This is a genomic window from Cobetia sp. 14N.309.X.WAT.E.A4 (genome assembly GCF_030397495.1).
GTDB classification, from domain to species: domain Bacteria; phylum Pseudomonadota; class Gammaproteobacteria; order Pseudomonadales; family Halomonadaceae; genus Cobetia; species Cobetia marina.
Map to the genome: position 1 here is coordinate 65,184 of NZ_JAPNXT010000010.1, position 23,819 is coordinate 89,002.

The 23,819-nt window shown below is 63.9% G+C and carries 21 protein-coding genes; 14 read left to right on the forward strand and 7 right to left on the reverse strand.

Annotated features, from left to right (window positions below; all coding sequences use genetic code 11):
* Positions 1-22: 22 nt before the first annotated feature.
* The 8 genes from OW493_RS13570 (at position 23) to OW493_RS13605 (ending at position 9,382) form a co-directional block, all read left to right on the forward strand.
* A complete protein-coding gene (locus tag OW493_RS13570; protein ID WP_289864415.1) occupies positions 23-1,978 on the forward strand; it encodes a DUF294 nucleotidyltransferase-like domain-containing protein in 1,956 nt (651 codons plus the stop codon).
* A 29-nt stretch (positions 1,979-2,007) separates the two neighbouring features.
* On the forward strand, positions 2,008-2,664 hold the full coding sequence (locus tag OW493_RS13575) for a 3'-5' exonuclease (RefSeq protein ID WP_077380118.1): 657 nt from the start codon (positions 2,008-2,010) through the stop codon (positions 2,662-2,664).
* Between the two features lie 546 nt (positions 2,665-3,210).
* Complete coding sequence (locus OW493_RS13580; RefSeq protein WP_077380116.1) at positions 3,211-3,432, forward strand: hypothetical protein; 222 nt, start codon at positions 3,211-3,213, stop codon at positions 3,430-3,432.
* A 142-nt stretch (positions 3,433-3,574) separates the two neighbouring features.
* Positions 3,575-4,540 (forward strand): tRNA 2-thiocytidine(32) synthetase TtcA, encoded by a 966-nt coding sequence (gene ttcA, locus OW493_RS13585; protein WP_289864419.1) that lies wholly within the window; start codon positions 3,575-3,577, stop codon positions 4,538-4,540.
* Between the two features lie 230 nt (positions 4,541-4,770).
* Positions 4,771-6,543 carry a bifunctional isocitrate dehydrogenase kinase/phosphatase gene (aceK, locus tag OW493_RS13590; protein ID WP_077380112.1) on the forward strand — a complete coding sequence of 591 codons (1,773 nt, stop codon included), beginning with the start codon at positions 4,771-4,773 and terminating at the stop codon, positions 6,541-6,543.
* 81 nt (positions 6,544-6,624) lie between these two features.
* Positions 6,625-7,374, forward strand: a complete 750-nt coding sequence (locus tag OW493_RS13595) for a Sir2 family NAD-dependent protein deacetylase (protein ID WP_077380110.1) — start codon at positions 6,625-6,627, stop codon at positions 7,372-7,374.
* A gap of 80 nt (positions 7,375-7,454) precedes the next feature.
* Complete coding sequence (locus tag OW493_RS13600) at positions 7,455-8,399, forward strand: bile acid:sodium symporter family protein (RefSeq protein WP_077380107.1); 945 nt, start codon at positions 7,455-7,457, stop codon at positions 8,397-8,399.
* A gap of 110 nt (positions 8,400-8,509) precedes the next feature.
* Positions 8,510-9,382, forward strand: a complete 873-nt coding sequence (locus OW493_RS13605) for a DTW domain-containing protein (protein WP_289864422.1) — start codon at positions 8,510-8,512, stop codon at positions 9,380-9,382.
* Positions 9,383-9,488: 106 nt separating this feature from the next.
* Here OW493_RS13605 and OW493_RS13610 read toward each other — a convergent pair whose 3' ends face one another.
* From OW493_RS13610 to def, 5 genes are all read right to left on the reverse strand, one after another.
* The gene (locus tag OW493_RS13610; RefSeq protein WP_077380103.1) at positions 9,489-10,937 is read right to left on the reverse strand and encodes a TrkH family potassium uptake protein; all 1,449 of its coding nucleotides are present in this window, start codon (positions 10,935-10,937) and stop codon (positions 9,489-9,491) included.
* Between the two features lie 82 nt (positions 10,938-11,019).
* Positions 11,020-12,393 (reverse strand): Trk system potassium transporter TrkA, encoded by a 1,374-nt coding sequence (gene trkA, locus OW493_RS13615; RefSeq protein WP_077380101.1) that lies wholly within the window; start codon positions 12,391-12,393, stop codon positions 11,020-11,022.
* Between the two features lie 160 nt (positions 12,394-12,553).
* A complete protein-coding gene (rsmB, locus tag OW493_RS13620) occupies positions 12,554-14,005 on the reverse strand; it encodes a 16S rRNA (cytosine(967)-C(5))-methyltransferase RsmB (protein WP_084207894.1) in 1,452 nt (483 codons plus the stop codon).
* A complete protein-coding gene (fmt, locus tag OW493_RS13625) occupies positions 14,002-15,006 on the reverse strand; it encodes a methionyl-tRNA formyltransferase (protein WP_176494307.1) in 1,005 nt (334 codons plus the stop codon). Before fmt ends, rsmB begins: the two co-directional genes overlap by 4 nt.
* A gap of 175 nt (positions 15,007-15,181) precedes the next feature.
* A complete protein-coding gene (gene def, locus OW493_RS13630; RefSeq protein WP_077380095.1) occupies positions 15,182-15,691 on the reverse strand; it encodes a peptide deformylase in 510 nt (169 codons plus the stop codon).
* A 239-nt stretch (positions 15,692-15,930) separates the two neighbouring features.
* On the opposite strand from def, the gene OW493_RS13635 reads away from it, so the two are divergent.
* Together OW493_RS13635 and dprA are read left to right on the forward strand one after the other, a co-directional pair.
* The gene (locus tag OW493_RS13635) at positions 15,931-16,983 is read left to right on the forward strand and encodes a LysM domain-containing protein (RefSeq protein WP_289864425.1); all 1,053 of its coding nucleotides are present in this window, start codon (positions 15,931-15,933) and stop codon (positions 16,981-16,983) included.
* 56 nt (positions 16,984-17,039) lie between these two features.
* Positions 17,040-18,299: a DNA-processing protein DprA gene (gene dprA, locus OW493_RS13640; RefSeq protein WP_289864426.1), complete on the forward strand. Its 1,260-nt coding sequence runs from the start codon at positions 17,040-17,042 to the stop codon at positions 18,297-18,299.
* Positions 18,300-18,489: 190 nt separating this feature from the next.
* Here dprA and OW493_RS13645 read toward each other — a convergent pair whose 3' ends face one another.
* Positions 18,490-19,383, reverse strand: a complete 894-nt coding sequence (locus OW493_RS13645; RefSeq protein ID WP_167592964.1) for a 5'-nucleotidase, lipoprotein e(P4) family — start codon at positions 19,381-19,383, stop codon at positions 18,490-18,492.
* 255 nt (positions 19,384-19,638) lie between these two features.
* Here OW493_RS13645 and OW493_RS13650 point away from each other — a divergent pair, with 255 nt between their 5' ends.
* The 3 genes from OW493_RS13650 (at position 19,639) to aroE (ending at position 22,174) form a co-directional block, all read left to right on the forward strand.
* Positions 19,639-20,220 (forward strand): Sua5/YciO/YrdC/YwlC family protein, encoded by a 582-nt coding sequence (locus OW493_RS13650; protein ID WP_289864429.1) that lies wholly within the window; start codon positions 19,639-19,641, stop codon positions 20,218-20,220.
* A gap of 154 nt (positions 20,221-20,374) precedes the next feature.
* Positions 20,375-21,295: an oxygen-dependent coproporphyrinogen oxidase gene (hemF, locus tag OW493_RS13655; RefSeq protein ID WP_077380086.1), complete on the forward strand. Its 921-nt coding sequence runs from the start codon at positions 20,375-20,377 to the stop codon at positions 21,293-21,295.
* A 45-nt stretch (positions 21,296-21,340) separates the two neighbouring features.
* Positions 21,341-22,174 carry a shikimate dehydrogenase gene (gene aroE / locus OW493_RS13660; protein ID WP_289864492.1) on the forward strand — a complete coding sequence of 278 codons (834 nt, stop codon included), beginning with the start codon at positions 21,341-21,343 and terminating at the stop codon, positions 22,172-22,174.
* A gap of 145 nt (positions 22,175-22,319) precedes the next feature.
* Here aroE and OW493_RS13665 read toward each other — a convergent pair whose 3' ends face one another.
* On the reverse strand, positions 22,320-23,045 hold the full coding sequence (locus OW493_RS13665) for a response regulator transcription factor (RefSeq protein WP_077380082.1): 726 nt from the start codon (positions 23,043-23,045) through the stop codon (positions 22,320-22,322).
* Between the two features lie 230 nt (positions 23,046-23,275).
* Here OW493_RS13665 and OW493_RS13670 point away from each other — a divergent pair, with 230 nt between their 5' ends.
* A complete protein-coding gene (locus OW493_RS13670; protein WP_271303342.1) occupies positions 23,276-23,815 on the forward strand; it encodes a hypothetical protein in 540 nt (179 codons plus the stop codon).
* The last annotated feature ends 4 nt before the right edge of the window (positions 23,816-23,819 follow it).

Consider the following 23,819-nt stretch of genomic DNA (forward strand, 5'->3'; position numbering starts at 1 on the left):
GGGGAGCCAGTGGAGTCGTGTCATGCAAGCCACATTAGTCGAAATTCCGTTCGGCGAGCCGCCGTTCAGCCTGCTGGATGAGCGCAGCCGGGCACGCCTGGCCGAGAACGTCGACCTGCAGTACTTCGCGGCCCTGGAGCAACCGCTGATACCGGGAGCGGTGGGAGAGGCGCTCTTCATCATCCACAAGGGCGAGGTGGTCGAGCTGGCGGCAGAAACGCCATTGCCGGACACCGCCACCCTGGAGCAGGCGCGACGTGAGGGTCACGACGCCTGGCTGAGTCTGCGCATCGGGCATTACAGCAAGGGAGATCTGTTCGGGGCCTTGACCCTGCTCAACGGCGAATGCCGGACACGCTTCGTCTGCGAGCAGGAAACGCTCTGCTATCAATTGCCGGCCGACCACTTCCGTCAGCTGTGTGAAGACAATCCCGGGTTCGAGGAGTATTTCCAGCACAGCCTGCGTGACAAGGCCCGGCTGCTCGCGGCGTATCGGGACACCCGACTCGGCAGCAGCCGGGACCAGACAGGCTTCATGCTGGCGAGGGTGATGGATTGCATGCGTCCGCCACTGGTGATGCCAGCCAGCAGCAGCATCGAGACAGGCGTGAAGGCCATGGGAGAGGCTGGTGCTGACAGTCTGATCATCGAGGTACAGGGCCGTTGTGGCGTGGTCACGCGCACCGATCTGCTCAACGCACTGGTGCTGGAGGGACTCCCTGCCACGCATCGTCTCGCCCCTCTGGGCACCTTCGCGCTGGTGGCGGTCACCGCCGAGGATTATCTGTTCCAGGCACTGGTCCAGATGACGCGTCATCGGGTCGCCCGCGTGGTGGTGCAGGAATCGCTCGCTGCCGATGCCAAGGTGGTCGGAGTCATCGAGCTGACCGATGTGCTGGGCTTCTTCTCCAATCGTAGCCAGCTGGTCAGTCTCGAGATCGAGCGCGCGGCGGATCTGGAGGCGCTGGCGCTGGCCAGTGCTCGCCTGCCGGAGCTGGTCCGCGCGCTGGTTCTCCAGGGCGCGCATCTGCGCCATGCCATGGCACTGCTCAGCGCCCTCAATGGACGTCTGATCGAGCGCACCTTCGCCCTGCTGGTGGAAGAGCAGCACCGAGTCTCCTGCTGTCTGATGCTGATGGGCAGTGAGGGGCGTGGCGAGCAGATGCTCAAGACCGACCAGGACAACGGGCTGATTCTCGCTGATGGACATCAATGGCCAGACTGCAGCGACGCCATGCAGACCTTCAGCGCTACCCTGGCACGCCTCGGCTATCCACCGTGTCCAGGCAACATCATGGTCTCCAATCCAGAGTGGGTCGCGACCGAATCCCGCTGGCGCGGCAAGGTGGCGCGCTGGTGTGCCGGACGCGATGGGGAGGCGCTGATGAATCTAGCCATCGTCTTCGATGCACGCGCCAGCGGTGGCAATGCCGAGCTGGTCGACAGTCTGCGCGGACACCTGGTGCAGCATGCCCGACGTGATGAATTGCTGCTGTCGCACTTCGCGCGCCCGGCATTGCGGTTCTCGACGCCGTTGACGCTGTTCGGCTCACTGCGCTCACCCCGCCATGGCATCGACATCAAGAAGGGCGGCATCTTTCCCATCGTGCATGGGGTACGCACCATGGCGCTGGAGCGTGGCGTGATGGCGACCGGCACCTTTGCGCGTCTTGAGGCGCTGGTAGAGGAGGGGCGTATCGAGGCCAGCGACAGCGAAGATCTGTCTGAGGCCCTGTCGCTGTTCTCCGAACTGCGTCTGCGTCAGCAGTTGCGGCATCTCGAGGAGGCGCCGGCCAACGCTGGCAGACACGCTGAGCAAGAGCTGTCCGAGGCACGGGGTAACGCCAGCACTGCCAGTGCCAATCTCATCATCACCCAGTCGTTGTCTTCGCTGGAGCGGGACCTGCTGCGCGATGCCTTGAGTCGGGTCAAGGATTTCAAGCAGCGCCTGACCCATCGTTATCACCTGGATTACTGACGCGCGGCCGAGCGCCGCAAGGAGATGGCATGTTCCAGCAGCTACGTCGTGCGGCAGACCGCCGCCGCCATGGGCATGGCGAGTTTGCCGAGCTGTTCAGACCCTGGCACGCCAGTGAACATGAGGGAGAGCGGGTGGCACTGGATTGCGAGACCACCAGTCTCGATGTCGAGCGTGCCGAGCTGGTCTCGCTGGCGGCGGTACGTTTCGATGCGCGCCGGGTGAGGACGGCCAGCGCGTTGTCGTTGCAGCTCCAGTGTCCGGAAGGCCTGCGCGGTGACTCCATCCGGATTCATCGCCTGCGCGGAATCGACCTGCATGGTGGCGAGGCGCTCGGCGACGCCTTGCACCAGTTGCTGGCCTTCATCGGCAATCGCCCGCTGGTGGGGTGGTGCATCGATTTTGATGTCGCGGTGATCAATCGCCACCTGCGGCCACGTTTCGGCTTCGACCTGCCCAATCTGCGTCATGATCTCGCGCGCGACTACCTGAAGCGCTGTCGTCACGCTCAGCCCGAGGCCGCGCCGGACCTGCGCTTCGAGGCCATGGCCGAGGCGCTGCAGGTGCCGGTGATCGGGCGGCACACTGCGCTGGGGGATGCCGTGACCAGCGCCATGATGGCGCAGCGCCTGATGCTGCCGGTCACTCAAGTCGTGCCACGTCACGATGCCTGTTCAGGCTCATGAGCCTGAACCACCTGGTCCATGCGTCGCCCGGGCGACGAGCCTGTGGTTGATGGCCCTGCGATTGATGGCCCTGTCGTTGTTAAACCTCTTGGCTAATAAACCAAGGTCTGTTGCCGGAATGTCCAATGGCAAGACATCACCAGCTTGGCCACACTGGCCCCATACGACGACGCCACGCTGCTTTTCCTCATCGTGACAGGCATGCGCGAGCCCTTGTCGAACCGGATTACACGCCAGTGCAGTACCGACCAGCAACACGGTCAGCCATGCAGGATGCATTACCGAGCAGCTTGATAATCATAACGGGGTAGCGACAGCGTGCAGAGGTCATGATCGACGAAGACCTGCTGTCAGCCAGCCCCAGTCAGGCCCGAGGGATGTGAACGCTTCGCCCTGCGCGATGACGGATGCACTCTCGGGATCGCCATCACTACGCCAGGTGATGGCACCGGGCCTTGGGCACCTGCCTGAGGCCCGGTTTCAGATTGGGCACCACGCGCTGTTGCCTTTCTTGCCTATTCAGGGTTCTTGCCCACGAGGTGCGACATGCTGATCGCGACCAACACGTTATTGATCATTGGCCTTGCCATCGTTCTGTTTGCCTATTCCCTCTACATCCGTCGTACCCAGGATGTCCGGGGAGTACTGATGTTCTGGTCTCGCAAGCTGGCGCTCACCGCGCTCGAATTCCGACTGCAGCGCTTCGGCATCATGGTGATGCTGGGCGGAGTGGTCATCCGCTATCTGGAAGTCCTGCGGCTGTTCTGATCGCTTCCCGTCGTCTGCAAGAATCCCCCCACGCCCGCTGACTGCGGGCGTCTTGCGTATTGCGGCAGGCCGTCCGCCTCTGTGACGTGACACTGGCCGATGCTAGACTGTGTGCCCTCCCAAACTGCCTGTCTGATGCCCCATGTTCACACCTGAAACTGACGCCACCTCCCGCACGCATGACGCAGCGGATGCCAAGCATGAGCTGAACAAGCTGCAGAAGCGGCTGCGCCGCAATGTCGGCACCGCCATCACGGATTACGGCATGATCCGCGATGGCGACAAGGTGATGGTGTGCCTGTCAGGTGGCAAGGACTCCTACACCATGCTGGACATCCTGATGAACCTGCAGCGCAATGCGCCGGTCCAGTTCAGTCTGGTGGCGGTGAATCTGGATCAGAAACAGCCCGGTTTCCCGGAGCACGTGCTGCCGGCATGGCTTGAGTCAGTGGGCGTGGAATACCACATTCTCGAGCGTGACACCTATTCCATCGTCAAGGAGAAGGTGCCCGAGGGCAAGACGACCTGTGGGCTGTGCTCACGCTTGCGGCGTGGCTCGCTGTACGGCTTTGCCACCGAGATAGGGGCGACCAAGATCGCCCTTGGCCATCACCGCGATGACATTCTCGAGACGCTGTTTTTGAACATGTTCTTCGGTGGCAAGCTCAAGACGATGCCGCCCAAGCTGCTGTCGGATGATCAGCGGCATATCGTCATTCGTCCGCTGGCCTATTGCCGCGAATCGGACATCGAAGCCTATTCCACGGCGCGTCAGTTCCCGATCATTCCCTGCAACCTGTGTGGCTCTCAGGAGAACCTGCAGCGTCAGGTGGTCAAGGAGATGCTGCAGGACTGGGAGACGCAGCATCCCGGGCGGCTCGAGACCATGTTCCGTGCCGTCACTTCCGTGGCACCCTCGCACCTGGCGGACCGTGAGCTGTTCGACTTCGCGGGGCTGGATGAGAAGCGCGATCGCTTCCAGGCCACGCGTATCGATGCGCTGGACATGGACTCGGAGCAGGCCGGCATGGCAGAAGACCTCTTCGAAGCCGAGCGCCGTGTTCAGACTGCCACCGAGACTGCGGCCTCATTGGGCCGGGAGCTCTAAGCCCGGATCCTGCTGACATCCGCGAATCCCGACGCCATCTCGCCTGTCGCGAGGTGGCGTTATGCGTTTCAGGGCCGGTAATCCTCAAATGGCATGACGGGACAGCGCTGGCGTGCGTGAGTGGAACGTCATCGAGAGTTGACGGCCCGCGACCATTGTCGTCTCGCCTGACAGGGAAACTGTCCGCATGCTCTGAGGATGTCGGATGACCCAAGGGCAGGGGGGCGGTGATGGACAATGATGTCGATGAACGTGGCAATGGTCAGCAGGGCCAACGTCTGGCGGCGACGGTGCTGCATGGCTTTGATGAATACCGCTCGCGCTTCAAGCAGATTTCCAGCGATGCCAGACGGCGTTTCATCGAGGCCGACTGGCGTGAGGCACAGCAGGCCTCGGCGGCACGCATCAACCTCTATGACGAGAAGGTCGCCGCGACCATGGAGCGCCTGGCGCGCGCCTTCGAGCCTGAGCGTCTGAGCGAATGCACCCTGTGGGGCGAGGCCCGACGCCATTACATGACGCTGATCGATCAGCGCCTGGACTACAAGCTGGCCGAGACCTTCTACAACTCCATCTTCTGCAGTGTCTTTTCCCACCGTCATATCCGGGACGACTGGATGTTCGTGTCATCTTCCCGGCAGGCGCCAGCTCGCCACTCCGGGATGAGCATCAGCCACCGTGTGCCGGTCGAGGGTGATTGGGCAGGGGCGCTGGACACGGTATTGAGCGAGGCCCCGCTGGGGATCGCCTTCGAACACCAGGGGCGCGACGTGACATTGGGCGCCGAGATGCTGCTCGAGGTGTTGCCACCCGAGGTGCGTGAGGCCTCCGATGCCACCTTCGAGGTGCTGCGCAGCGTCTTCTATCGCAACAAGGGGGCCTACCTCATCGGACGCATCGAGGGCGGCGGGCAGACGCTGCCGCTGGTGCTGCCGGTACTGCATACCGAACGCGACGGCGTCTATCTCGATACCGTGATCATCGAGCCCGAGGAAGTCTCGATCATCTTCTCCTTCACCCGCGCCTACTTCCAGGTCGAGATCGAGGTGCCCGGTGAGGTGGTGGGCTTCCTGCAGACACTGATGCCCGACAAGCCCATCGGCGAGCTCTACGCTGCCATCGGGTTCTACAAGCACGGCAAGACCGAGCTTTTCCGTGGCCTCAACGACCATGTCGCCAGTCGCACCGACCGATTCATCATCGCGCCGGGCGTGCGAGGCATGGTGATGGCGGTCTTCGTGCTGCCCAGCTATCGACTGGTCTTCAAGCTGATCAAGGATCGCTTTGCGCCCAGCAAGGACATGAGCCGCGACCAGGTGCGCCAGAAGTATCGTCTGGTCAAGCGCCACGACCGCGTCGGCCGTCTGGCGGACACCCAGGAGTTCTCCAATTTCGCCGTCGGACGCGATCATTTCGATCCCGACTGCCTGGCCGAGCTGCTGGAGGTCTGCAGCTCCTCCATCACGCTGCGCGGCAACAAGGTACTGATTCGGCATTGTTATACCGAACGCATGATGACGCCGCTCAATCTCTATCTCGAGCAGTGTGATGAGGATGAGACGCGCGCCGTGCTCAATGACTACGGCAATGCGATCAAGCAGCTGGCCGCGGCCAACATCTTCCCCGGCGACATGCTGCTGAAGAACTTCGGCGTGACCCGTCATGGTCGGGTGGTCTTCTACGATTACGACGAGATCAACTATCTCACCGAGTGCAATTTCCGCGAGATTCCCGAAGCGCTCTACCCTGAGCAGGAGATGGCCAGCGAACCCTGGTATTCCGTGGGACCGAACGACATCTTCCCGGAAGAATTCGGCCCCTTCCTGTTCGCGGATCTTGGGCTGCGCAAGCTGTTCTACGAGCTGCATCCGGAAATCTTCCAGGCCAGCTGGTGGAAGGGGCTGCAGGATGCCATCACGGCGGGACGGGTGATCGATGTCTACCCCTATCGCAACAAGCGACGTTTCGGGGTCGATCGCAGCCAGGACTTCATCGATGACTGAAGGCTTGCGTTCGGACAGGAAGCGCCCCCAGGCTCGGCAATGGGACGTCACGATCAAGTTCACAGCGAGAGAGAGTGTTGGATGAGTGAAGGTTTCAGGGATCCTGGCGCGCGCCATGGTCGGCATCTGGTCGTGCTCAGTGGCGCAGGCATCAGCGCGGAAAGCGGTCTGCGCACCTTCCGTGCGGAAGATGGCCTGTGGGAAGAGCACCGTCTGGAGGAGATCGCCACTCCGCAGGCATTTCGGCGTGATCCGCAGAAGGTGCTGCGCTTCTATGATGATCGCCGTGCCCAGGTCCGGCGGGCCAGGCCCAACGCGGCGCACAAGGCACTGGCAGAACTTGAACAGGCCGGTTTTCGTGTCTCGGTGATTACCCAGAATATCGATGATCTGCACGAGCGCGCCGGCTCGCGTGAGGTCATGCATCTGCATGGCGAGATTCTCAAGGCACGCTCGAGCGTCGACCACGGCTTGCGCTACCCGCTGCCGCGCGGTGGCATTCGGCTGGGAGACCTGTGTGACAAGGGCAGTCAGTTACGCCCGGACGTGGTGTGGTTCGGTGAGGCAGTGCCACTTTACGGCGTCGCCGAAGGCATCGCGGCGGAAGCGGATCTGCTGCTGATCGTGGGGACCTCGCTCAAGGTGATGCCGGCCTCGAATCTCTATGCAGCGGCACCGTTGGATGCCCCCATCGTGCTGGTGGACCCGAATGCCCATGAGCTGGCGGAGCCCGGCGTGCATCCCCTGGCGGAAAGCGCCGGGCAGGCAGTGCCACGTCTTGTGCGCCATTGGTTGTATCAGGGACACCTGGGCCTGCCTGATACGTTATGATGCGCGGCTTCAGGCCTGCCATGGGCGGTGGGCCAGCAATCCCGGAGGCAAGCAACCTTCGGTGACCGGAAATTGAAAGCATGTTTGAGACGCTGAATCGTTTCTTCCCGCTGTGGGCCCTGTTGTTCGCCGGCCTCGCCGTGCTGGCGCCGGCGCCTTTCGTGGCCCTCAAGGATGTCATCCAGCCGCTGCTGGCCCTGATCATGTTCGCCATGGGACTGACGCTGTCGCGTGAGGATTTCATGCGTGTCGCACGTCGTCCGGGGCCCATCGCGCTGGGCCTGCTGCTGCAATACAGCGTGATGCCGCTGGCTGCCTTCCTGATCGCGCGGCTGCTGGGGCTGGACCCCGCGTTGACGGTCGGCATGGTGCTGGTGGGGGCCACTGCGGGGGGAACCTCCTCCAACGTGATGACCTGGCTCGCCGGTGGTCACGTGGCCCTGTCCGTCTCGATGACCATGGCCTCGACACTGCTCTCCATCGTGATGACGCCGCTGTTGACCTGGTGGCTGCTGGGGACGGACATCGACGTGCCGGTGAGCGGCATGCTGCTGAGCATCGCCAAGCTGGTGGTGGCGCCCATCGTGCTGGGTGTCATCGTGCATCACTTCGCGCGTGACGCCATCCGCGAGTGGGAATCGGCGCTGGCGAGTCTGGCCATGCTGGCGATCGTGCTGATCATCGCCATCGTGGTGTCGCTCAATGTCGGTCGCCTGGCCACGCTGGGCCCGCTGGTGGCATTGGCCGTCGTGGCGCACAACGCCATCGGCCTGAGCGCTGGCTATGGCCTGTCGCGCCTGTTCGGACTGGATGAGCGTACCTCGCGCACCATCGCCATCGAGGTCGGCATGCAGAACTCCGGACTGGCGGCGTCACTGGCCAGCCAGTTCTTCTCCGCCACGGCGGCGTTGCCGGGAGCGATCTTCTCCATCTGGCACAACGTCTCCGGCTCGTTGCTGGCCGGTTACTGGAAGCGTCGGCCGCCGAAGTTCGTGACCGGTGGCAAGCACCGCTACGAGGTATAGCCGTGACACTCGCTGAGTGAACCACGCTCGGCGACACGAGACGGCAACATGAGAAAGGGACACGCATGCTAGAATGCGCGTCCCTTTTTCTTTGGTACTGACCACCCATCATGTGTGATTCCCGTCTTACGCCGGCCGCTGGTCATCCCGCCAGCGTTGATCAAGCCGCTTCCTCCGCCCCGGAGTCGACCGAGCCGGGCGAAGCCAGCGGTATCACGACGCTTCCCAGTGGCGAGCCGGATGAGTGGCACGGACGCCACCCGCGACGGGAATTCAAGGCGCGTGGCAGCCAGGTGATCCGTTGCGAGGCCTGCCGTCTGCCCAGGCTCAACTGCCTGTGCCCGTATCAGGTCAGCGCGCAGTCACGGATCACGTTCTGGTTGATCACCCACCCGCTGGAGCACTACAAGCCCACCAATACCGGGCGCCTGATCGCGGATGTGCTGGCGGGCACCGAGGTCTTCAGCTGGTATCGTGTCGAGCCGGACCCCCGCCTGCTGGCGCTGCTGGAAGATGAGCGCTATCAGCCGTTCATCATCTTCCCGGACGATCAGCCGGACTACGCTGATCGCGTGGTCGACGTGAACGCCATCGCCGGTGTCGGGCCCGAGGTGGCGACGCATACCGCCAGTGGCGAGGAGCGCATTCCAGTCTTCATCCTGCTGGATGGGACCTGGCGTCAGGCGCGTCGCATCTTCCGCAAGAGCCCTTATCTGGATGGTCTGCCGGTGCTGCCGCTGCACACCACGCGTCTGACGCGCTATCACCTGCGCAAGCCGGCGTCTCAGTCACATCTGTGCACGGCGGAAGTGGCGGCGGAGCTGCTGCGTCAGGCGGGGGAGGGGGAGGCGGCCAACGTGCTGGATGATTACTTCGACGCCTTCAACGACTGCTATCGCGCCAGCCGGATTCACTATGTGCTGGAGCCGACCGCACCGATGCGTCGGCTGTTGGCTCGCCGTGAGGCCAAGGCCGGCGAATAGCCGTGACACAGAAGTGAGAACGCCCCCGTCGGAGCCATCCGGCGGGGGCGTTCGCGTTCAGGGGCGGGCAAGAGCTTGTCCGCTCCGCCTGCTCGACGGGCAGGACTCAGCGTCGCCAGAAGGCCGGCGTGAACAGAACCAGAACCGTGAAGATCTCCAGACGCCCCAGCAGCATCGCCAGAATCAGGATGCCCTTGGCCGCCCCCGGGATATCGCCGTAGTGGGTCGCGACCTCACCGAGTCCCGGCCCCAGGTTGTTGAGCGCAGAGCCGACCGCCGACCAGGCCGTGACCTGATCCAGTCCGGTGGCCAGCATGCCCAGCATCATCAGCACGAACAGCAGCAGGTAGACGGAGAAGAAGCCCCATACTGCCTCCGCGACCCCTTCGGAGATGCGCATCTTGCCCACCTTGACCGAGAGGATGGCGTTGGGGTGGATCAGACGATGCACCTCACGCACGCCCTGCTTGAGAATCAGCAGGATACGGATGACCTTCATGCCGCCGCCGGCGGACCCGGAGCACGCGCCGATGAAGGCGGCGATGAACAGCATCATCGGCAATACGCCCGGCCAGCCGGTGAAGTCGGCGACGCCGAAGCCGGTGGTGGTGGCCACCGAGACGGCCTCGAACAGGCCATGGCGCAGCGCCTTGCTGTCATCGTAGCTGCCGGTGAGCAGCAGGCCGGCGATGGTCACGCAGGTCAGGATCAGCAGCAGGATCAGGAAGAAGCGGGTCTCGGGATCGCGCAGATAATGACTGATCCGCCCCTCGCGCCAGGCGGCGAAGTGCAGGCCGAAACTGATCGAGGACACCACCATGAAGAACACGCAGATCATCTCGATGGTGGCGGAATCGAAGTAGCCGATGCTGGCATCGTGGGTCGAGAAGCCGCCCACCGCGACGGTGGAGAAGCTGTGGCCGAGGGCATCGAACCAGCTCATGCCGGCGGCCCAGTAGCTGGCGAAGCACACCAGGGTCAGGGCGGCGTAGATGTACCAGAGCGCCTTGGCCGTCTCGGTGATGCGCGGCGTCAGCTTGGAGTCCTTCAGCGGCCCGGGGATCTCGGTGCGATAGAGCTGCATGCCGCCGATACCGAGAGTCGGCAGGATCGCCACCGCCAGTACCACGATCCCCATGCCGCCCAGCCACTGCAGCTGCTGGCGATAGTAGAGGATGGAGTGGGGCAGCAGATCGAGCCCCGTCATCACCGTCGCCCCGGTGGTGGTAAGTCCCGAGAACGACTCGAACATGGCGTCGATGATCGACAGGTTCGGGTCCTCGGCGAGCAGGAAGGGCAGCGACCCGAAGGCACCCAGCACCGTCCAGAACAGTACCGTGATCAAGAAGCCATCGCGGTTGCGCAACTCCTTGCGGGCATGCCGGTTGGGATAGAACAGCGCGAAGCCGGTCAGCAGGGTGATGCCGAGGGCGATGGCAAAGGCGCTGAGGGTATGGTCCTCGAAGGCCAGCGAGATGAGCATCGGCGGGACCAGCGTCAGGCTGAACAGCATCAGCAGAATGCCGAGGATGCGATAGATGACGCGCAGACTCATGCACGACCCCCACGCATCATGACGCGAATGTGGCGGCCCATGCAGCGAGCCCGGCTTGCGAGAGACATCGTGGCGGCCATCATCAGAAGAAGGTCAGCCCGACCTGGAACAGGCGCTCGACTTCCCGGATACGGCGCTTGTCGACCACGAACAGGATGACGTGGTCGTTGGATTCCACCACCAGATCGTGATGCGCGACCAGCACTTCCTTGCCACGCACCACGGCACCGATGGTGGCACCCTCGGGCAGATTGATGTCCTCGATGCGCCGGCCCACCACCTTGGAGGAGCGCTCATCGCCGTGGGCGATGGCCTCGATGGCTTCTGCCGCGCCGCGCCTGAGAGAGTGCACGTTGACGATGTCGCCCTTGCGCACATGCGTCAGCAGACCGCCGATGGTGGCCTGCTGCGGCGAAATGGCGATATCGATCTCGCCACCTTGCACCAGGTCCACGTAGGCCGCGTTGTTGATCAGCGTCAGTACCTTCTTGGCGCCGAGTCGCTTGGCCAGCATCGAGGACATGATGTTGACCTCGTCATCGTTGGTCAGCGCGCAGAAGATGTCGCAGTCCTCGATGTTCTCCTCCAGCAGCAGGCGCTTGGAGGTGGCGCTGCCGTGCAGGACCACGGTGCGGTCGAGGCGCTCGGACAGGTCGGTGCAACGGGCCAGCGAGTGCTCGATGATCTTGACCTGATGGGTGTGCTCCAGCGTCTCGGCCAGGCGCTCACCGATGTGGCCGCCACCGGCGATCACCACGCGACGGAAGTTGCGGTCCACACGGCGCAGTTCGCCCATCACGGTGCGGATATCCTTGCGCGCCGCGATGAAGAACACCTCGTCATCGGCCTCGATCACGGTATCGCCACGCGGGATGATCGGACGATTGCGCCGGTAGATGGCTGCCACGCGAGTATCCACGTTGGGCATGTGACGACGCAGGAAACCGAGTTCCTGACCGACCAGCGGACCGCCATAGTAGGCCTTTACCGCTACCAGCTGGGCGACGCCATTGGCGAAGTCCAGCACCTGCAGGGCGCCGGGATACTCGATCAGGCGGCGGATGTGATCCGTCACCACCTGCTCGGGACTGATCAGCACGTCCACCGGGATGGCATCGTGGGAGAACAGGCCCTTGCGAGTCAGGTAGGCGGTGGAGCGCACCCGCGCGATCTTGGTCGGGGTATGGAACAGGCTGTGGGCGATCTGACAGGCAATCATGTTGACCTCGTCAGAATTGGTCACCGCGATCAGCATGTCGGCATCTTCGCCGCCGGCCTGACGCAGCACCTGGGGATAGCTGGCCGCGCCGGTGACGGTGCGGATATCGAGACGGTTGTGCAGCTCGCGCAGCCGCTCGGTGTCGGTGTCCACGACCGTGATGTCATTTTCTTCATGGGCCAGGTGTTCGGCGAGTGTGCCGCCGACCTGACCTGCCCCCAGAATGATGATTTTCATGTCCGGCTCGTCCGCTGTTGCTCAGTCGGCACAGGATAAACCAGTGCCATGACGGAAGACAGCCGTGCCCCGGGAGTCGGGGCACGGCTGTCCTGATGTGCCAGGCGCGTCATCTCGCAAGCCGGGATGCGGTACGCCTGTCCGGTGATCCTGCCGAGCGTCAGGCGCCGGCCTTGGTGATGTGCGCCAGATAGAAGCCATCGTGGCCATTGACCTGCGGCAGCATCTGACGACCGGCACCGGAGACGCGGCCCCAGTCGGCCTTGATGGTCTCGGCCTTGGCATCCGGCGTGGCGGCCAGGAAGCGATCCATCACCCGGGCGTTTTCCTGGGTGATGATGGAGCAGGTGCCGTAGACCAGGGTGCCGCCGGGCTTGAGCATGCCCCACAGGTTCTCCAGCAGCTTGCCCTGCAGGCGCGCCAGGTCCCCGATGTCGTTCGGGCGACGCAGTAGCTTGATGTCCGGGTGACGGCGGATGACGCCACTGCCGGAGCAGGGCGCGTCGAGCAGGATGACATCGAAGGCTTCGCCGTCCCACCAGTCGCGCTCGCTGGCATCGGCGCACACGACGCCGGCGCCCAGTTCCAGACGCTCCAGTGTCTCTTCCACGCGTTCGAGACGCTCGCCGTCGATGTCGATGGCAGTGGCGTCCAGCGAGGGGAAGCGCTCCAGCATGTCCGCCAGCTTGCCACCCGGCGCGGTGCAGGCATCCAGCAGGCGCACGCCTTCCCCTTCGGGGTTGATGGCCGTCACGGCGGGGGCCAGCAGCTGACCGGCCAGCTGGGCGGCCTCATCCTGCACGCTGACCAGGCCTTCCTCGAAGCCCGGCAGGGCGCTGACGTCGCAGGCGCTGGCCAGGGTGATGCCGTGCTCGGCGAAGGGGCAGGCGACGGCGTCGATCTCGGCGTCGGCCAGCTGGGCGAGGTAGTCCTCGCGGCTGATGGCGGCGACATTGACGCGCAATGTCATCGGGGCCTGGGCGTTGTTGGCGGCGGCGATGGCCTCCCAGTCGTCCGGCCAGTTGCGCTGGAAGGTGTCCAGCAGCCACTGCGGGTGGGAAAGCGCCACGGCGGGGTCCTTGTCGACCTCGGCTTCCAGTGCTTCCTGCTCACGCTGGAAACGACGCAGGCAGGCATTGAGCACGCCCGTCGCCCAGCCTTTGCCCAGGCCACGTGCGGCGCCAGCGGTCTCACCGACGGCCGCATGCGGCGCAATGCGCATGTACAGCAGCTGATAGAGGCCGAGCAGCAGCAGGGCGTGGATATCCTGGTCCTGCGCCTTGAAGGACGATTTCAAAAGCTTGCCTGCGAGTGCGTCCAGACGCGGCAGCTGGCGGCAGACACCGAAGCACAGTGCCTTGTAGAGGCCCTGGTCACGCCCGGCGACGCCAGACGGCAGGCCGTCCAGATTCAGAGAGGTCTTTGCCGCCAGTACCGGCGCCAGGGTGCGCGCAGCGGCAACCCGGACGGCAGCGCCCGGTGAGGCCGGGGCATTGTCAGGCTTGCGGCGCGCACCACCGTGCTTCGAACCACCGCCCTTGCTGCGGGCCGGCGGCAGGGAGTTGCGCTTCTTGCCGTTGCCCTTGGAGGACGGGTTGTCTGACTGGCTCATGCGGAAGTCTCGGTCTGTGAATCGGAATCAGGGGCGTGGTCGGCGCCGAGGACAAGGCCCTCGGGGAAGCGCGCGGCACGTGAGTTGAGCAGGTCCTTGACGGACAGCGGCTTGGCACCGGGCAGCTGGGCACGGGTGATCTCCAGCACCTGATGGCCATCACCGCAGGCGATGCGCAGGCAATCATTGCCGGGCGCCAGCAGAGTGCCGGGTGGCACGAAGTCTGCGAGGCGCTGCTCGCCCGTGCGCGACATCCACAGGCGTAGCGGCTCGCCGTCCAGGCGTGTCCAGGCCACCGGCCACGGGTTGAAGGCGCGAATGCGCGCGTCCAGCTCGGCGGCGGGACGGGTGAAGTCGAGTTCCGCCTCGGCCTTGGAGAGCTTGGCGGCGTAGGTGACACCTTCCTCGGGCTGTCGGGTCGCCGGAAGATCGCCATCGGCGATGGCGTCGAGGGCCGTGACGATGGCCTCGCCGCCCTGTGCCGCCAGGGCATCATGCAGCTCGCCGCCAGTAGTGCTGGCGGTGATCGGGGTGCGACGGATCAGCAGCATGTCGCCGGTGTCCAGGCCGGCATCCATCTGCATGATGGTGACACCGGATTCGCTGTCGCCGGCCTCGATGGCGCGCTGGATCGGCGCGGCACCGCGCCAGCGTGGCAGCAGGGAGGCATGGATGTTCAGGCAACCGAGGCGCGGGATGTCGAGCACGGCCTGCGGCAGGATCAGCCCGTAGGCCACCACCACCATGATGTCGGCCTCGAGATCGCGCAGGATCTGGCGATCGGCCTCGTCCTTGAAGTTGAGCGGCTGATGGACGGGAAGGTCGTGCTGGAGTGCCAGCTGCTTGACGGGGCCGGGGGTCAGCTTGCGGCCGCGCCCGGAAGGGCGGTCAGGCTGGGTATGGACACTGACGATCTCATGGCGGCTTTCGAGCAGCGCGGCGAGACATTCGGCGGCGAAATCGGGGGTGCCGGCAAAGGCGATGCGCAGGGCTTTCGACATGCAAGAGCTCTCATGTGGGGAGCGCGGCCGAGGGCCAGGCTCAAGGTGCTGACGGTAAAGGAGGGATTCAGGCGGTGCCGGTGAATCACTCATCAACAAGCAGGGAGGCCAGAGGAAATCCTCCGGCCTCCCTGCGATGTGACATGGCGCACCGGAGTCCCCTCCGGCGTGCGGATCACGCTTCCTGCAGCTTGTGGCGCTTCTGCATCTTCTTCATCACCCGATCACGCTTGAGCGGGGAGAGGTAGTCGACGAACAGCTTGCCTTCGAGGTGGTCGTTCTCGTGCTGGATGCAATGTGCCAGCAGGCCTTCGGCCTCGAGTTCGTAGGCCTCACCGTTGCGATCCTGAGCGTTGAGCCGTACTTTCAGATAGCGCGGCACTTCGGCGTAGTATTCCGGGATCGACAGGCAGCCTTCCTGCATCGGCTCCTGCGCTTCGCCGATGGGCGTGTATTCGGGATTGACCAATACCAGAGGCTGGGATTGATCCTCGCTGACGTCGATGACGATCAGACGACGATGCACGTCGACCTGGGTAGCGGCGAGGCCAATGCCACGCGCGTCATACATGGTCTCGATCATGTCGTCGATCAGGGTCTGCAGTTCCGCGTCGAAGGTGTCGATCGGGGCGGCAACATTGCGCAGACGCTCATCGGGGAATTCAAGAATTTCGCGCTTGGCCATGACTGGTGTAATTACCGTTGTGCTGTCAGTGGAGATTTGCCTGATATTGTAGTGTGCACAGCCGAGGAACGGAACCGATGGCCTTCAATGCTGCTACTATCGCGGCAATAGTCATGATTGATCGCGAGTTCCGTCAGGCAGGGGCAAGGCTGGGCGGCACGCGCTCGGCGCGGGTTTGAGACAGGCCATCACCACCGACAACAACAGGTGGCATCAACGCAAGGGACGCAGGAATGGGCATGAAACGACTGGTCGGCAACGCCGTGTTCACGGCACTCCTTGGCATGGCGACGCTGGGGGCAAGCGCAGGGACGTCGCTGGCGCAGGCGGCAACCGTACGTGATGACGTACCCACCACCTATGTGGTGGTGCGCGGCGACACGCTGTGGGACATCTCGGGACGCTTTCTGCGTGAGCCCTGGCTGTGGCCGGAAGTCTGGCGTGCCAATCCGCAGATCAAGAATCCACACCTGATCTATCCGGGAGATCGCATCTCGCTCTATTACGAGAACGGCGAGCCTCGTCTGCGCCTGGAGCGTGGCCAGGGCGGCGTGGTCAAGCTCTCGCCCAAGATTCGCAAGATTCCCAAGCGCGAGGCCGTGCCACCGATCCCGCTCGAGAAGATCTCCGCCTTCCTCAAGGACCACCGCGTGGTCGATCCTGGCCTGCTCGAGAATGCGCCCTACGTGGTGGCCGGTGACGACACGCGTCTGATCAGTGGTGCCGGGGATACCGTCTATGCGCGTGGTCAGTGGCCGGCCTATGACACCTTCAGCATCTACCGGACGGGGCAGCGTTACCTGGACCCTGTCACCCAGGAATTCCTGGGCCTGGAGATGATCAGCATCGGGGATGTCCAGCTGGAGCGTCGCGAGGGCGACATCGGCGTGATGCATGTGGTCTCGGCCAATCGCGAGATTCTCAACGGTGATCTGCTGTTGCCGGCCGATGGCGGGGCCATCAGCACCAGCTTCCAGCCACAGCCTCCCGTCGAGGTGTCGGGCGGCGAGATCCTCGCGGCACCGGACGGACTGCGCAACATCGGTCGCAATGACATCGTGGCGCTCAACCGCGGGAGCCGGGATGGCGTGGAGCCGGGCTTCGTGTTCGGTGTCGAGCGTCAGGGCGAGACGATCACCGACCCCAAGACAGGGGAGCCGATCACTCTGCCGGGCGAAGAAGGCGGCCTGCTCATGGTCTTCCGTATCTATGACAAGGTCAGCTATGCCCTGGTGATGAGGGCGGAGCGCCCGCTGAGTGTCGGAGACAAGCTGCTGGAGCCGCATGGCTGAGCAGACATGCCCGGTATTTGATCCGCAACTGTGAGCATCCGCTCGGGAGGTGTGGCGTGTCGATCGATGGTGATGTCGAGCAGCGCCGCCCCTCGCGGGCGGATTTCGTCTTTCTGGCGCGTCTTCCGGGTATCGGTACGCACACCGTGGCCAAGCTGCTTGAACGAGCTGACTGGCCACAGGGGTGGCTGGCGGCACTGCCGTCGCGCCTTGCCGCGCCTGTGCGGCTGTGGTGTGAGCGACCCGCATCTTCACCGCTTCATCAGCAGGTGATGACGGATCTTGCCTGGCATGCGCCAGAGCAGGGGCGTCATCTGCTGACCCCCGCCGATGCCGACTGGCCTGCCATGCTGGCGCTGTTGCCAGACCCGCCCATCGCGCTGTGGGCCCTGGGCAGGCGCTCCCTGCTCGAGCAGCCCATGCTGGCCATCGTCGGTGCCCGCAAGGCGAGCCCCGCTGGCATGACGCATGCGCATGACCTGGCCGCCGAGCTGGTCTCCCAGGGCTGGAGCGTTGCCAGTGGCCTGGCGCTGGGCATCGATGCCGCAGCGCATCAGGGGGCCTTGAATGCTGCGCTGCGCCTGGAAGCCGATGCCTATCCCGCGCCACCCTCGACTCTCGCCGTGCTCGGGTGTGGCGTCGACGTGACCTATCCTGCCCAGCACCATCAGTTGCGGCTCCGGCTGCTGGAGAGCGGAGGCCTGCTGCTGTCGGAGCATCCGCCTGGTACCGGGGCGCATGCCCGTCATTTCCCGCGTCGCAATCGTCTGATCACCGGCCTCTCGCATGGCGTGCTGGTGGTGGAGGCCACGCTGCGCAGCGGCTCGTTGGTCAGCGCGCGTCTGGCGATGGAGCAGAACCGCGAGGTCTTCGCATTGCCCGGGCGGATCGATGACATCGCCTCCAGCGGATGTCTGGAGCTGATCCGTCAGGGGGCTACCTTGGTGCGTGATGTCGGTGACATGCTCGCCGAGCTGAGTCATCTGATGCCGACGGAGCAGCGTCGCCCCTTGACCAGCCCTCGAGGTGTCGTTGACGCGCCATCCGCGCCTCGCGTCTCTTCCCCCCGTTCCGTGCCGACGGGGGCGCGCGGCAATGCGCTACCCGAGAATCTGCCGCTGCTGGAGGGGGACAGGCCTGTCGCGGAGACGTCGCCTGTGCCTGCCCCGCTGTGTTATCTGAGTGCGATGCCACTGGCACTGGATCAACTGGTGGAGCTCTCGGGGACGCATGTGAGTGTCCTGAGCATGCAGCTTCTGGAGCTGGAGCTGGAAGGGCGTGTGGTGCAGGCGCCGGGAGGCTGGAAACGCCTGTAAGCCGTTCAGACATCCCGTCATGGCCCGTCGTGTTTCACGCAAGCTTGCGCAGCGAGCCGTCTCTAGACATCAAAACGCCCTTCAGCGCTGCCTCGGCGGCATCTGAAGGGCGTTCCTGTTTTCTGCAACCCTCAGGCGAGTCACGCTCGCCTGAGGGCGTTGCCGGCCATGCATGGCCGGCAACGTGAACTCACTTGCCTTGGCTGACGCTGCCGCTCTCGGGTTGCCAGACATTCAGTGCCGCCTCGCGCATGGCACGCTTCTCGGCATCGCTTGCTCCCCAGTTGCCGTCATAGACGACACCTTCCCATTCGCCGTAGGTCGGGTTGGGCAGCATGATGAAGCGGCGTCCGAATTCACCGGCCTGCTTCTCGACTTCCGCGTGGCGTGCCGCGCTGGTGGCTTGCTGGAAGGCCTGATCGAAGTCCCCCAGGTTGTCACCCATCAGGATGACGATGTCGTGCTCGGCCGTGACGCTGGCGCGGCGTGCGGTCTTGTCGGAGCTGTCGGTACGCGGCATCACGTGCTCGGCATTCGCCTGCGGGAAGCCCAGTGCGGCGAGATTGTCGATGGTGGCCTGCTTGCCGACCGCCTTGCGATTGGTGATGTAGTAGACATCGACACCGCTGTCGTGGGCGTAGTTGAGGAAGTCGACGGCGCCTGGGGAGGCGGTGGAGACGGCGTCGTCTACCCAGTCCGCCCAGCTCTGACTGTCGTAGGTACGGCCTTCGCGCAGCGCCCAGCCACCATAGCTGGTGGTGTCGAGCACGGTATCATCGACATCCACGACCACCGCGAGTGGCTTGTCCTCGGCACTGCGACGCGCGAGTGCCAGATTCAGGCGATCGTGCGCCACATTGAAGGCCTGCAGCGACAGACCATGGAATTCAGCGCTGCGTTGTATCCAGAGGGTCGCCAGCATGGCCTGGTCGCTGAGTGGAGCGGCCTGGGCGGCGGCGGGGGCCCCACCTTCGGTGGAATTCAGGGAAGGCGTCTGTTCCACTGTCGGGGCTCCAGAGCTGGCACAGCCGGCCATCGTCAACAGGAGGGCGGCAGACGTACTGAGGGTCGCAAGACGGCGCATGAGGCAGGGTTTCCTTGTTCGGGAGGAGAGGGTGGATTCGTGGTGACCTGCGGTCATCGTGATCCAGGGATGATGCGATTGCGGGATGATGACGTGATGTCGGTGCCATCATAAGTCATGCCTGCGCGACTCAGCGTTGCGTCGGCCTCGCGCTGAGTGGCGTGGTAGAATCCGCCGACTGTCGATGCGGCGACAGGCAAGCCGCCTCGCCGTATCCCCTCTGCCAGTGTCCATTTCCAGGAGTCCGTGCGGATCATGAATGCCAGTGCTGTTTCGTTCGATCTTTCCGCGGTAGCGGCGGCTGCCGAGCATGTGCGTAGTGGCGGCATCGTCGCCTATCCCACCGAGGCCGTGTGGGGGTTGGGATGTGACCCCGACGATGGCGAGGCACTGTCGCGCCTGATCCGGCTCAAGGAGCGCGATCCGTCCAAGGGGCTGATCCTGATCGCCGGCGACGTGACGCAGATCGAGCCCTGGCTTGAAGGGATATCCGAGCAGCAACGTGAACGGTTGATGGCCAGCTGGCCCGGCCCCTTCACCTGGCTGGTGCCTGACAATGGTCGCGCCCATCCGCTGCTCAAGGGAGAGCACGTGAGTCTGGCGGTACGTGTCAGTGATCACCCTCTGGTCCAGGCGCTGTGTGCGGCGCTGGATGGCCCGCTGGTATCCACCTCGGCCAATCGTGCGGGAGACGCTCCGGCGATGACGGCTGCCGAAGTGCAGGCTGCCTTCGGTGAGGCGCTGGCGGATGACGTGATTCTGACGGGGCCGCTGGGCGGCAATCCTCGCCCCAGTACCATTCGTGATCTGGTGACCGGCGAGGTCCTGCGGGCCTGAGCGTTCACTTTCTTGATGCAGGTCAGGCACGCAGACGAGTTCGTCTGCCCGGCCCGCGCGGGAGGGGTATGCTGGCGCTTTCGTTTTCCTCGGCAAGCGCAGCGACGTTATCGTCGCTTTGACATTTTTCATTTTTCGATTCACCGGAGGCATCGTGGCACACGCCAATCTTGAAGACGTGAAGGTCTACCTGCTCGACCTGCAGGACCGCCTGTGTGATGCATTGCAAGCCTGCGATGGCAAGGCTGACTTTCGGGAAGACAGCTGGGAGCGTGCCGAAGGGGGTGGCGGTCGCTCACGAGTCATCGAGAATGGCGGTGTCTTCGAGAAGGGCGGCGTCAATTTCTCACATGTCTTCGGTCACGAACTGCCGGCCTCGGCGACTGCCGTTCGCCCTGAGCTGGCGGGCCGCAGTTTCCACGCGGTGGGGGTCAGCTGGGTGTTGCATCCCCATAATCCGCATGTCCCGACCAGTCATGGCAACGTGCGCTTCTTCATCGCCGAGAAGGAAGGCGAGGAGCCGGTCTGGTGGTTCGGCGGCGGTTACGACCTGACGCCGTTCTACCCGGTGCTGGAAGATGCCCGTCATTGGCACCAGACCGCGCACGATGCCTGCATCGCCTTCGGCAGCGATGTCTATCCTCGCTACAAGGCCTGGTGTGACGAGTATTTCTATCTCAAGCATCGCGGTGAGACGCGTGGCATCGGCGGCCTGTTCTTCGATGATCTCAACGAGTGGGGTTTCGAGCGTTGCTTCGCCTTCCAGCAGTCAGTGGGAGACAGCTTCCTCGATGCCTATCTGCCCATCGTCGAGCGCCGTCGTGACACGGCCCATGGCGAGCGTGAACGCAACTTCCAGCTCTATCGTCGCGGGCGCTACGTGGAGTTCAATCTGGTCTGGGACCGTGGCACCCTGTTCGGCCTGCAGAGCGGCGGACGCACCGAGTCCATCCTGATGTCGATGCCGCCGGTGGTCCACTGGGAGTATGGTTACCAGCCCGAGGAAGGCAGTCCCGAAGCCGCGCTCTATCGTGACTTCCTGCATGCCCGCGACTGGCTGGGCGAAGAGGCCTGATCGCGTCATTGGCCCTGATGTTTCACTGTGATTGTCACCGGAGTCCTGATGTCCCGCTACGCTGTATTCGGCAACCCGATTGCCCACTCGAAATCCCCGCTGATTCATCGTGCCTTCGCTGAGCAGCTCAAGGACTCCCTGAGCTACGAGGCGCGACTGGCGCCGGTGGATGACTTCGCGGCTGGCTGGGCCGAGTTCGTCGCTGAAGGCGGGCAGGGGGCGAATGTCACCATGCCCTTCAAGGAGCAGGCCTATCGGCTGGTCGAGGTATTGAGTCCGCGAGCTCGTCGCGCCGGTGCCGTGAATACTCTGCTGCTGGGCAAGAATGGCCAGCTGTATGGCGATACCACCGATGGCGTCGGGCTGACCCGTGACCTCGAGCGTCTCGAGGCCCCGCTCACGGACGCGCGTATCCTGATTCTTGGCGCTGGCGGCGCCGTGCGTGGCGTGCTGGAGCCTCTGTTGGCCAAGCAGCCTGCGGCATTGGTGATCGCCAATCGCACCGCTGCCAAGGCCAGCGCGCTGGCCGAGGACTTCGCGGACCTGGCGGGAGATGGCTGTCAGCTCTCCGGTGGCAGCTACGAGGCCATCGAGGGTCAGTTCGACCTGGTCATCAATGGCACCAGCGCATCGCTGGGCGGTGAGTTGCCGCCGTTGCCGGATTCGTTGTTCTCATCGCAGGCGCTGGCCTACGACATGATGTATGCCGCCGAGCCGACCGTCTTCATGCGCTGGGCCAGCGAGCAGGGGGCACGGGGCGAGGATGGTCTCGGCATGCTGGTGGAGCAGGCGGCCGAGTCCTACTTCCTGTGGCGCCACAAGCGCCCGGATACGGCACCCGTGGCGGACATGCTGCGCAAGATGCTGGCCCGCGGCTGACAGGTCGCTGAGGCAGGTCAGTCAGTGACTGCAGCCCGGGTGGCCGGGATGCATGCAGGAGCCGGCACTTCGTTCAACGACGTGCCGGCTCCTTGCGTTGCGGGGCAGAGAAGGAAGTGGGTGCCGAGGAGGTCGGGTACGATTCTCAAGCGCTGGCAGCGGACAGCGCCGATGGCGTGCAGGTTTCCAGACGATAGCCATGTTGATACACGCTCTTCAGGCGCAGGCCACGCCGACCGTCGAGTTCCAGCTTGCGGCGCAGGCGACTGATATGGGTGTCGACGGTGCGGGTGGAGATGTCGCCGTTGATTCCCCAGACCATCTCGAGCAGGTAAGCCCGCGAGAACAGCTCTCCAACATGACGCAACAGCAGCACGGCAAGCCGGTATTCGCGCTGCGTCAGATTGACGGGATGTTCGCCGCACCAGATGGTGTGCTCATCCTGTTCGATCCGGTACTGGCCGGGGAGCGCTTCCACTTCCTGCGATCCATTGCTGGCCTTGCTGTTGGCAAGGCGTCGTCCCAGCGCGGACACCCGGGCTGACAGCTCTCTGGGATTGATGGGTTTGCTCAGGAAGTCGTCGGCACCATGCTGCAAGGCATGCACGACATCCTCCTCTCCCTGGCTTGCGGTGATGAACAGGATCAACCCCTGCCAGCCGTGTTCATTGCGCAGCGTACGCGTCAGTTCCATGCCGCAGGCATCCGGCAGCTGCCAGTCGATGATCAGCAGATCGAAGCTGCGTTCACGCAATGCGCGCAACAGTTGGCTCGCGCGTTCGAATCCTGCCACTTCATGCCCCTGGGACTCGAGACACAAGGTCAGATAATCACGTTGATCATGGTCATCTTCGAGAATGCCGATATGCATGTCGTTGCCTCCCTGCGTGGGTATGACCAGCAGTCTACGCGCCCCTTGCGTGAGACCGCGTCACAATGGTTCACGTTTGGCCCGACGATGGCGGCTTATACTCGTTCCCAGCTGCTCTCTTGCTGTCGTGCACCTCTGCTCATGGTGGCTCGTGATTGGCGATGATGCCTCGCGACGGTGAATCACTGGCCGTGATCAATGGCTACCCATGATCCACAGGAGTCTCCCTCATGCCTCTTCTCGAACTCTCACGCCGCTTCATTCTGGCGTCATGTCGCATGCGCCACTGGCTCCTGCTGATGGCGTTGTCGCTCTCACCCTTCGCCATGGCGCTGGAAGCACCGCAAGGGCCGGTCGTGCTGCGCGTCACGGGTGATATCCGTCACGTCAATGCCGGTGATGAGGCACATTTCGATCGCGCGATGCTACAAGCGCTGCCACAGCGGGAAACCGTGACCACCACGCCATGGCATGACGGTGAAGTCAGCTTCAGCGGACCGCTCGGTTCGGCGCTGATGGAGGCGGTGGGCGTTGACAGTGGCACCATGCGCATCGTCGCGCTCAATGACTACGCGGCCAATGCCCCGGTGCAGGATTACTTCGACTACCCGGTGATACTGGCCATGCAGGCCGAGGGCAAGCGTCTTCGGGTACGCGACAATGGCCCGATCTTCATCATCTATCCCTTCAGCGAGCAGCCGGATCTCCTCAACGAGGAAATCATGACTCGCTCTGTCTGGCAGGTGAAGCGGATCGTCATCGAACGCTGAGCCC

Coding starts and splice junctions, on each gene's coding strand:
- OW493_RS13570 (WP_289864415.1), top strand. CDS start 23: ATGCAAGCCACATTAGTCGAAATTCCGTTCGGCGAGCCGCCGTTCAGC.
- OW493_RS13575 (WP_077380118.1), top strand. CDS start 2,008: ATGTTCCAGCAGCTACGTCGTGCGGCAGACCGCCGCCGCCATGGGCAT.
- OW493_RS13580 (WP_077380116.1), top strand. CDS start 3,211: ATGCTGATCGCGACCAACACGTTATTGATCATTGGCCTTGCCATCGTT.
- ttcA (WP_289864419.1), top strand. CDS start 3,575: ATGTTCACACCTGAAACTGACGCCACCTCCCGCACGCATGACGCAGCG.
- aceK (WP_077380112.1), top strand. CDS start 4,771: ATGGACAATGATGTCGATGAACGTGGCAATGGTCAGCAGGGCCAACGT.
- OW493_RS13595 (WP_077380110.1), top strand. CDS start 6,625: ATGAGTGAAGGTTTCAGGGATCCTGGCGCGCGCCATGGTCGGCATCTG.
- OW493_RS13600 (WP_077380107.1), top strand. CDS start 7,455: ATGTTTGAGACGCTGAATCGTTTCTTCCCGCTGTGGGCCCTGTTGTTC.
- OW493_RS13605 (WP_289864422.1), top strand. CDS start 8,510: ATGTGTGATTCCCGTCTTACGCCGGCCGCTGGTCATCCCGCCAGCGTT.
- OW493_RS13610 (WP_077380103.1), bottom strand. CDS start 10,937: ATGAGTCTGCGCGTCATCTATCGCATCCTCGGCATTCTGCTGATGCTG.
- trkA (WP_077380101.1), bottom strand. CDS start 12,393: ATGAAAATCATCATTCTGGGGGCAGGTCAGGTCGGCGGCACACTCGCC.
- rsmB (WP_084207894.1), bottom strand. CDS start 14,005: ATGAGCCAGTCAGACAACCCGTCCTCCAAGGGCAACGGCAAGAAGCGC.
- fmt (WP_176494307.1), bottom strand. CDS start 15,006: ATGTCGAAAGCCCTGCGCATCGCCTTTGCCGGCACCCCCGATTTCGCC.
- def (WP_077380095.1), bottom strand. CDS start 15,691: ATGGCCAAGCGCGAAATTCTTGAATTCCCCGATGAGCGTCTGCGCAAT.
- OW493_RS13635 (WP_289864425.1), top strand. CDS start 15,931: ATGAAACGACTGGTCGGCAACGCCGTGTTCACGGCACTCCTTGGCATG.
- OW493_RS13645 (WP_167592964.1), bottom strand. CDS start 19,383: ATGCGCCGTCTTGCGACCCTCAGTACGTCTGCCGCCCTCCTGTTGACG.
- OW493_RS13650 (WP_289864429.1), top strand. CDS start 19,639: ATGAATGCCAGTGCTGTTTCGTTCGATCTTTCCGCGGTAGCGGCGGCT.
- OW493_RS13665 (WP_077380082.1), bottom strand. CDS start 23,045: ATGCATATCGGCATTCTCGAAGATGACCATGATCAACGTGATTATCTG.
- OW493_RS13670 (WP_271303342.1), top strand. CDS start 23,276: ATGCCTCTTCTCGAACTCTCACGCCGCTTCATTCTGGCGTCATGTCGC.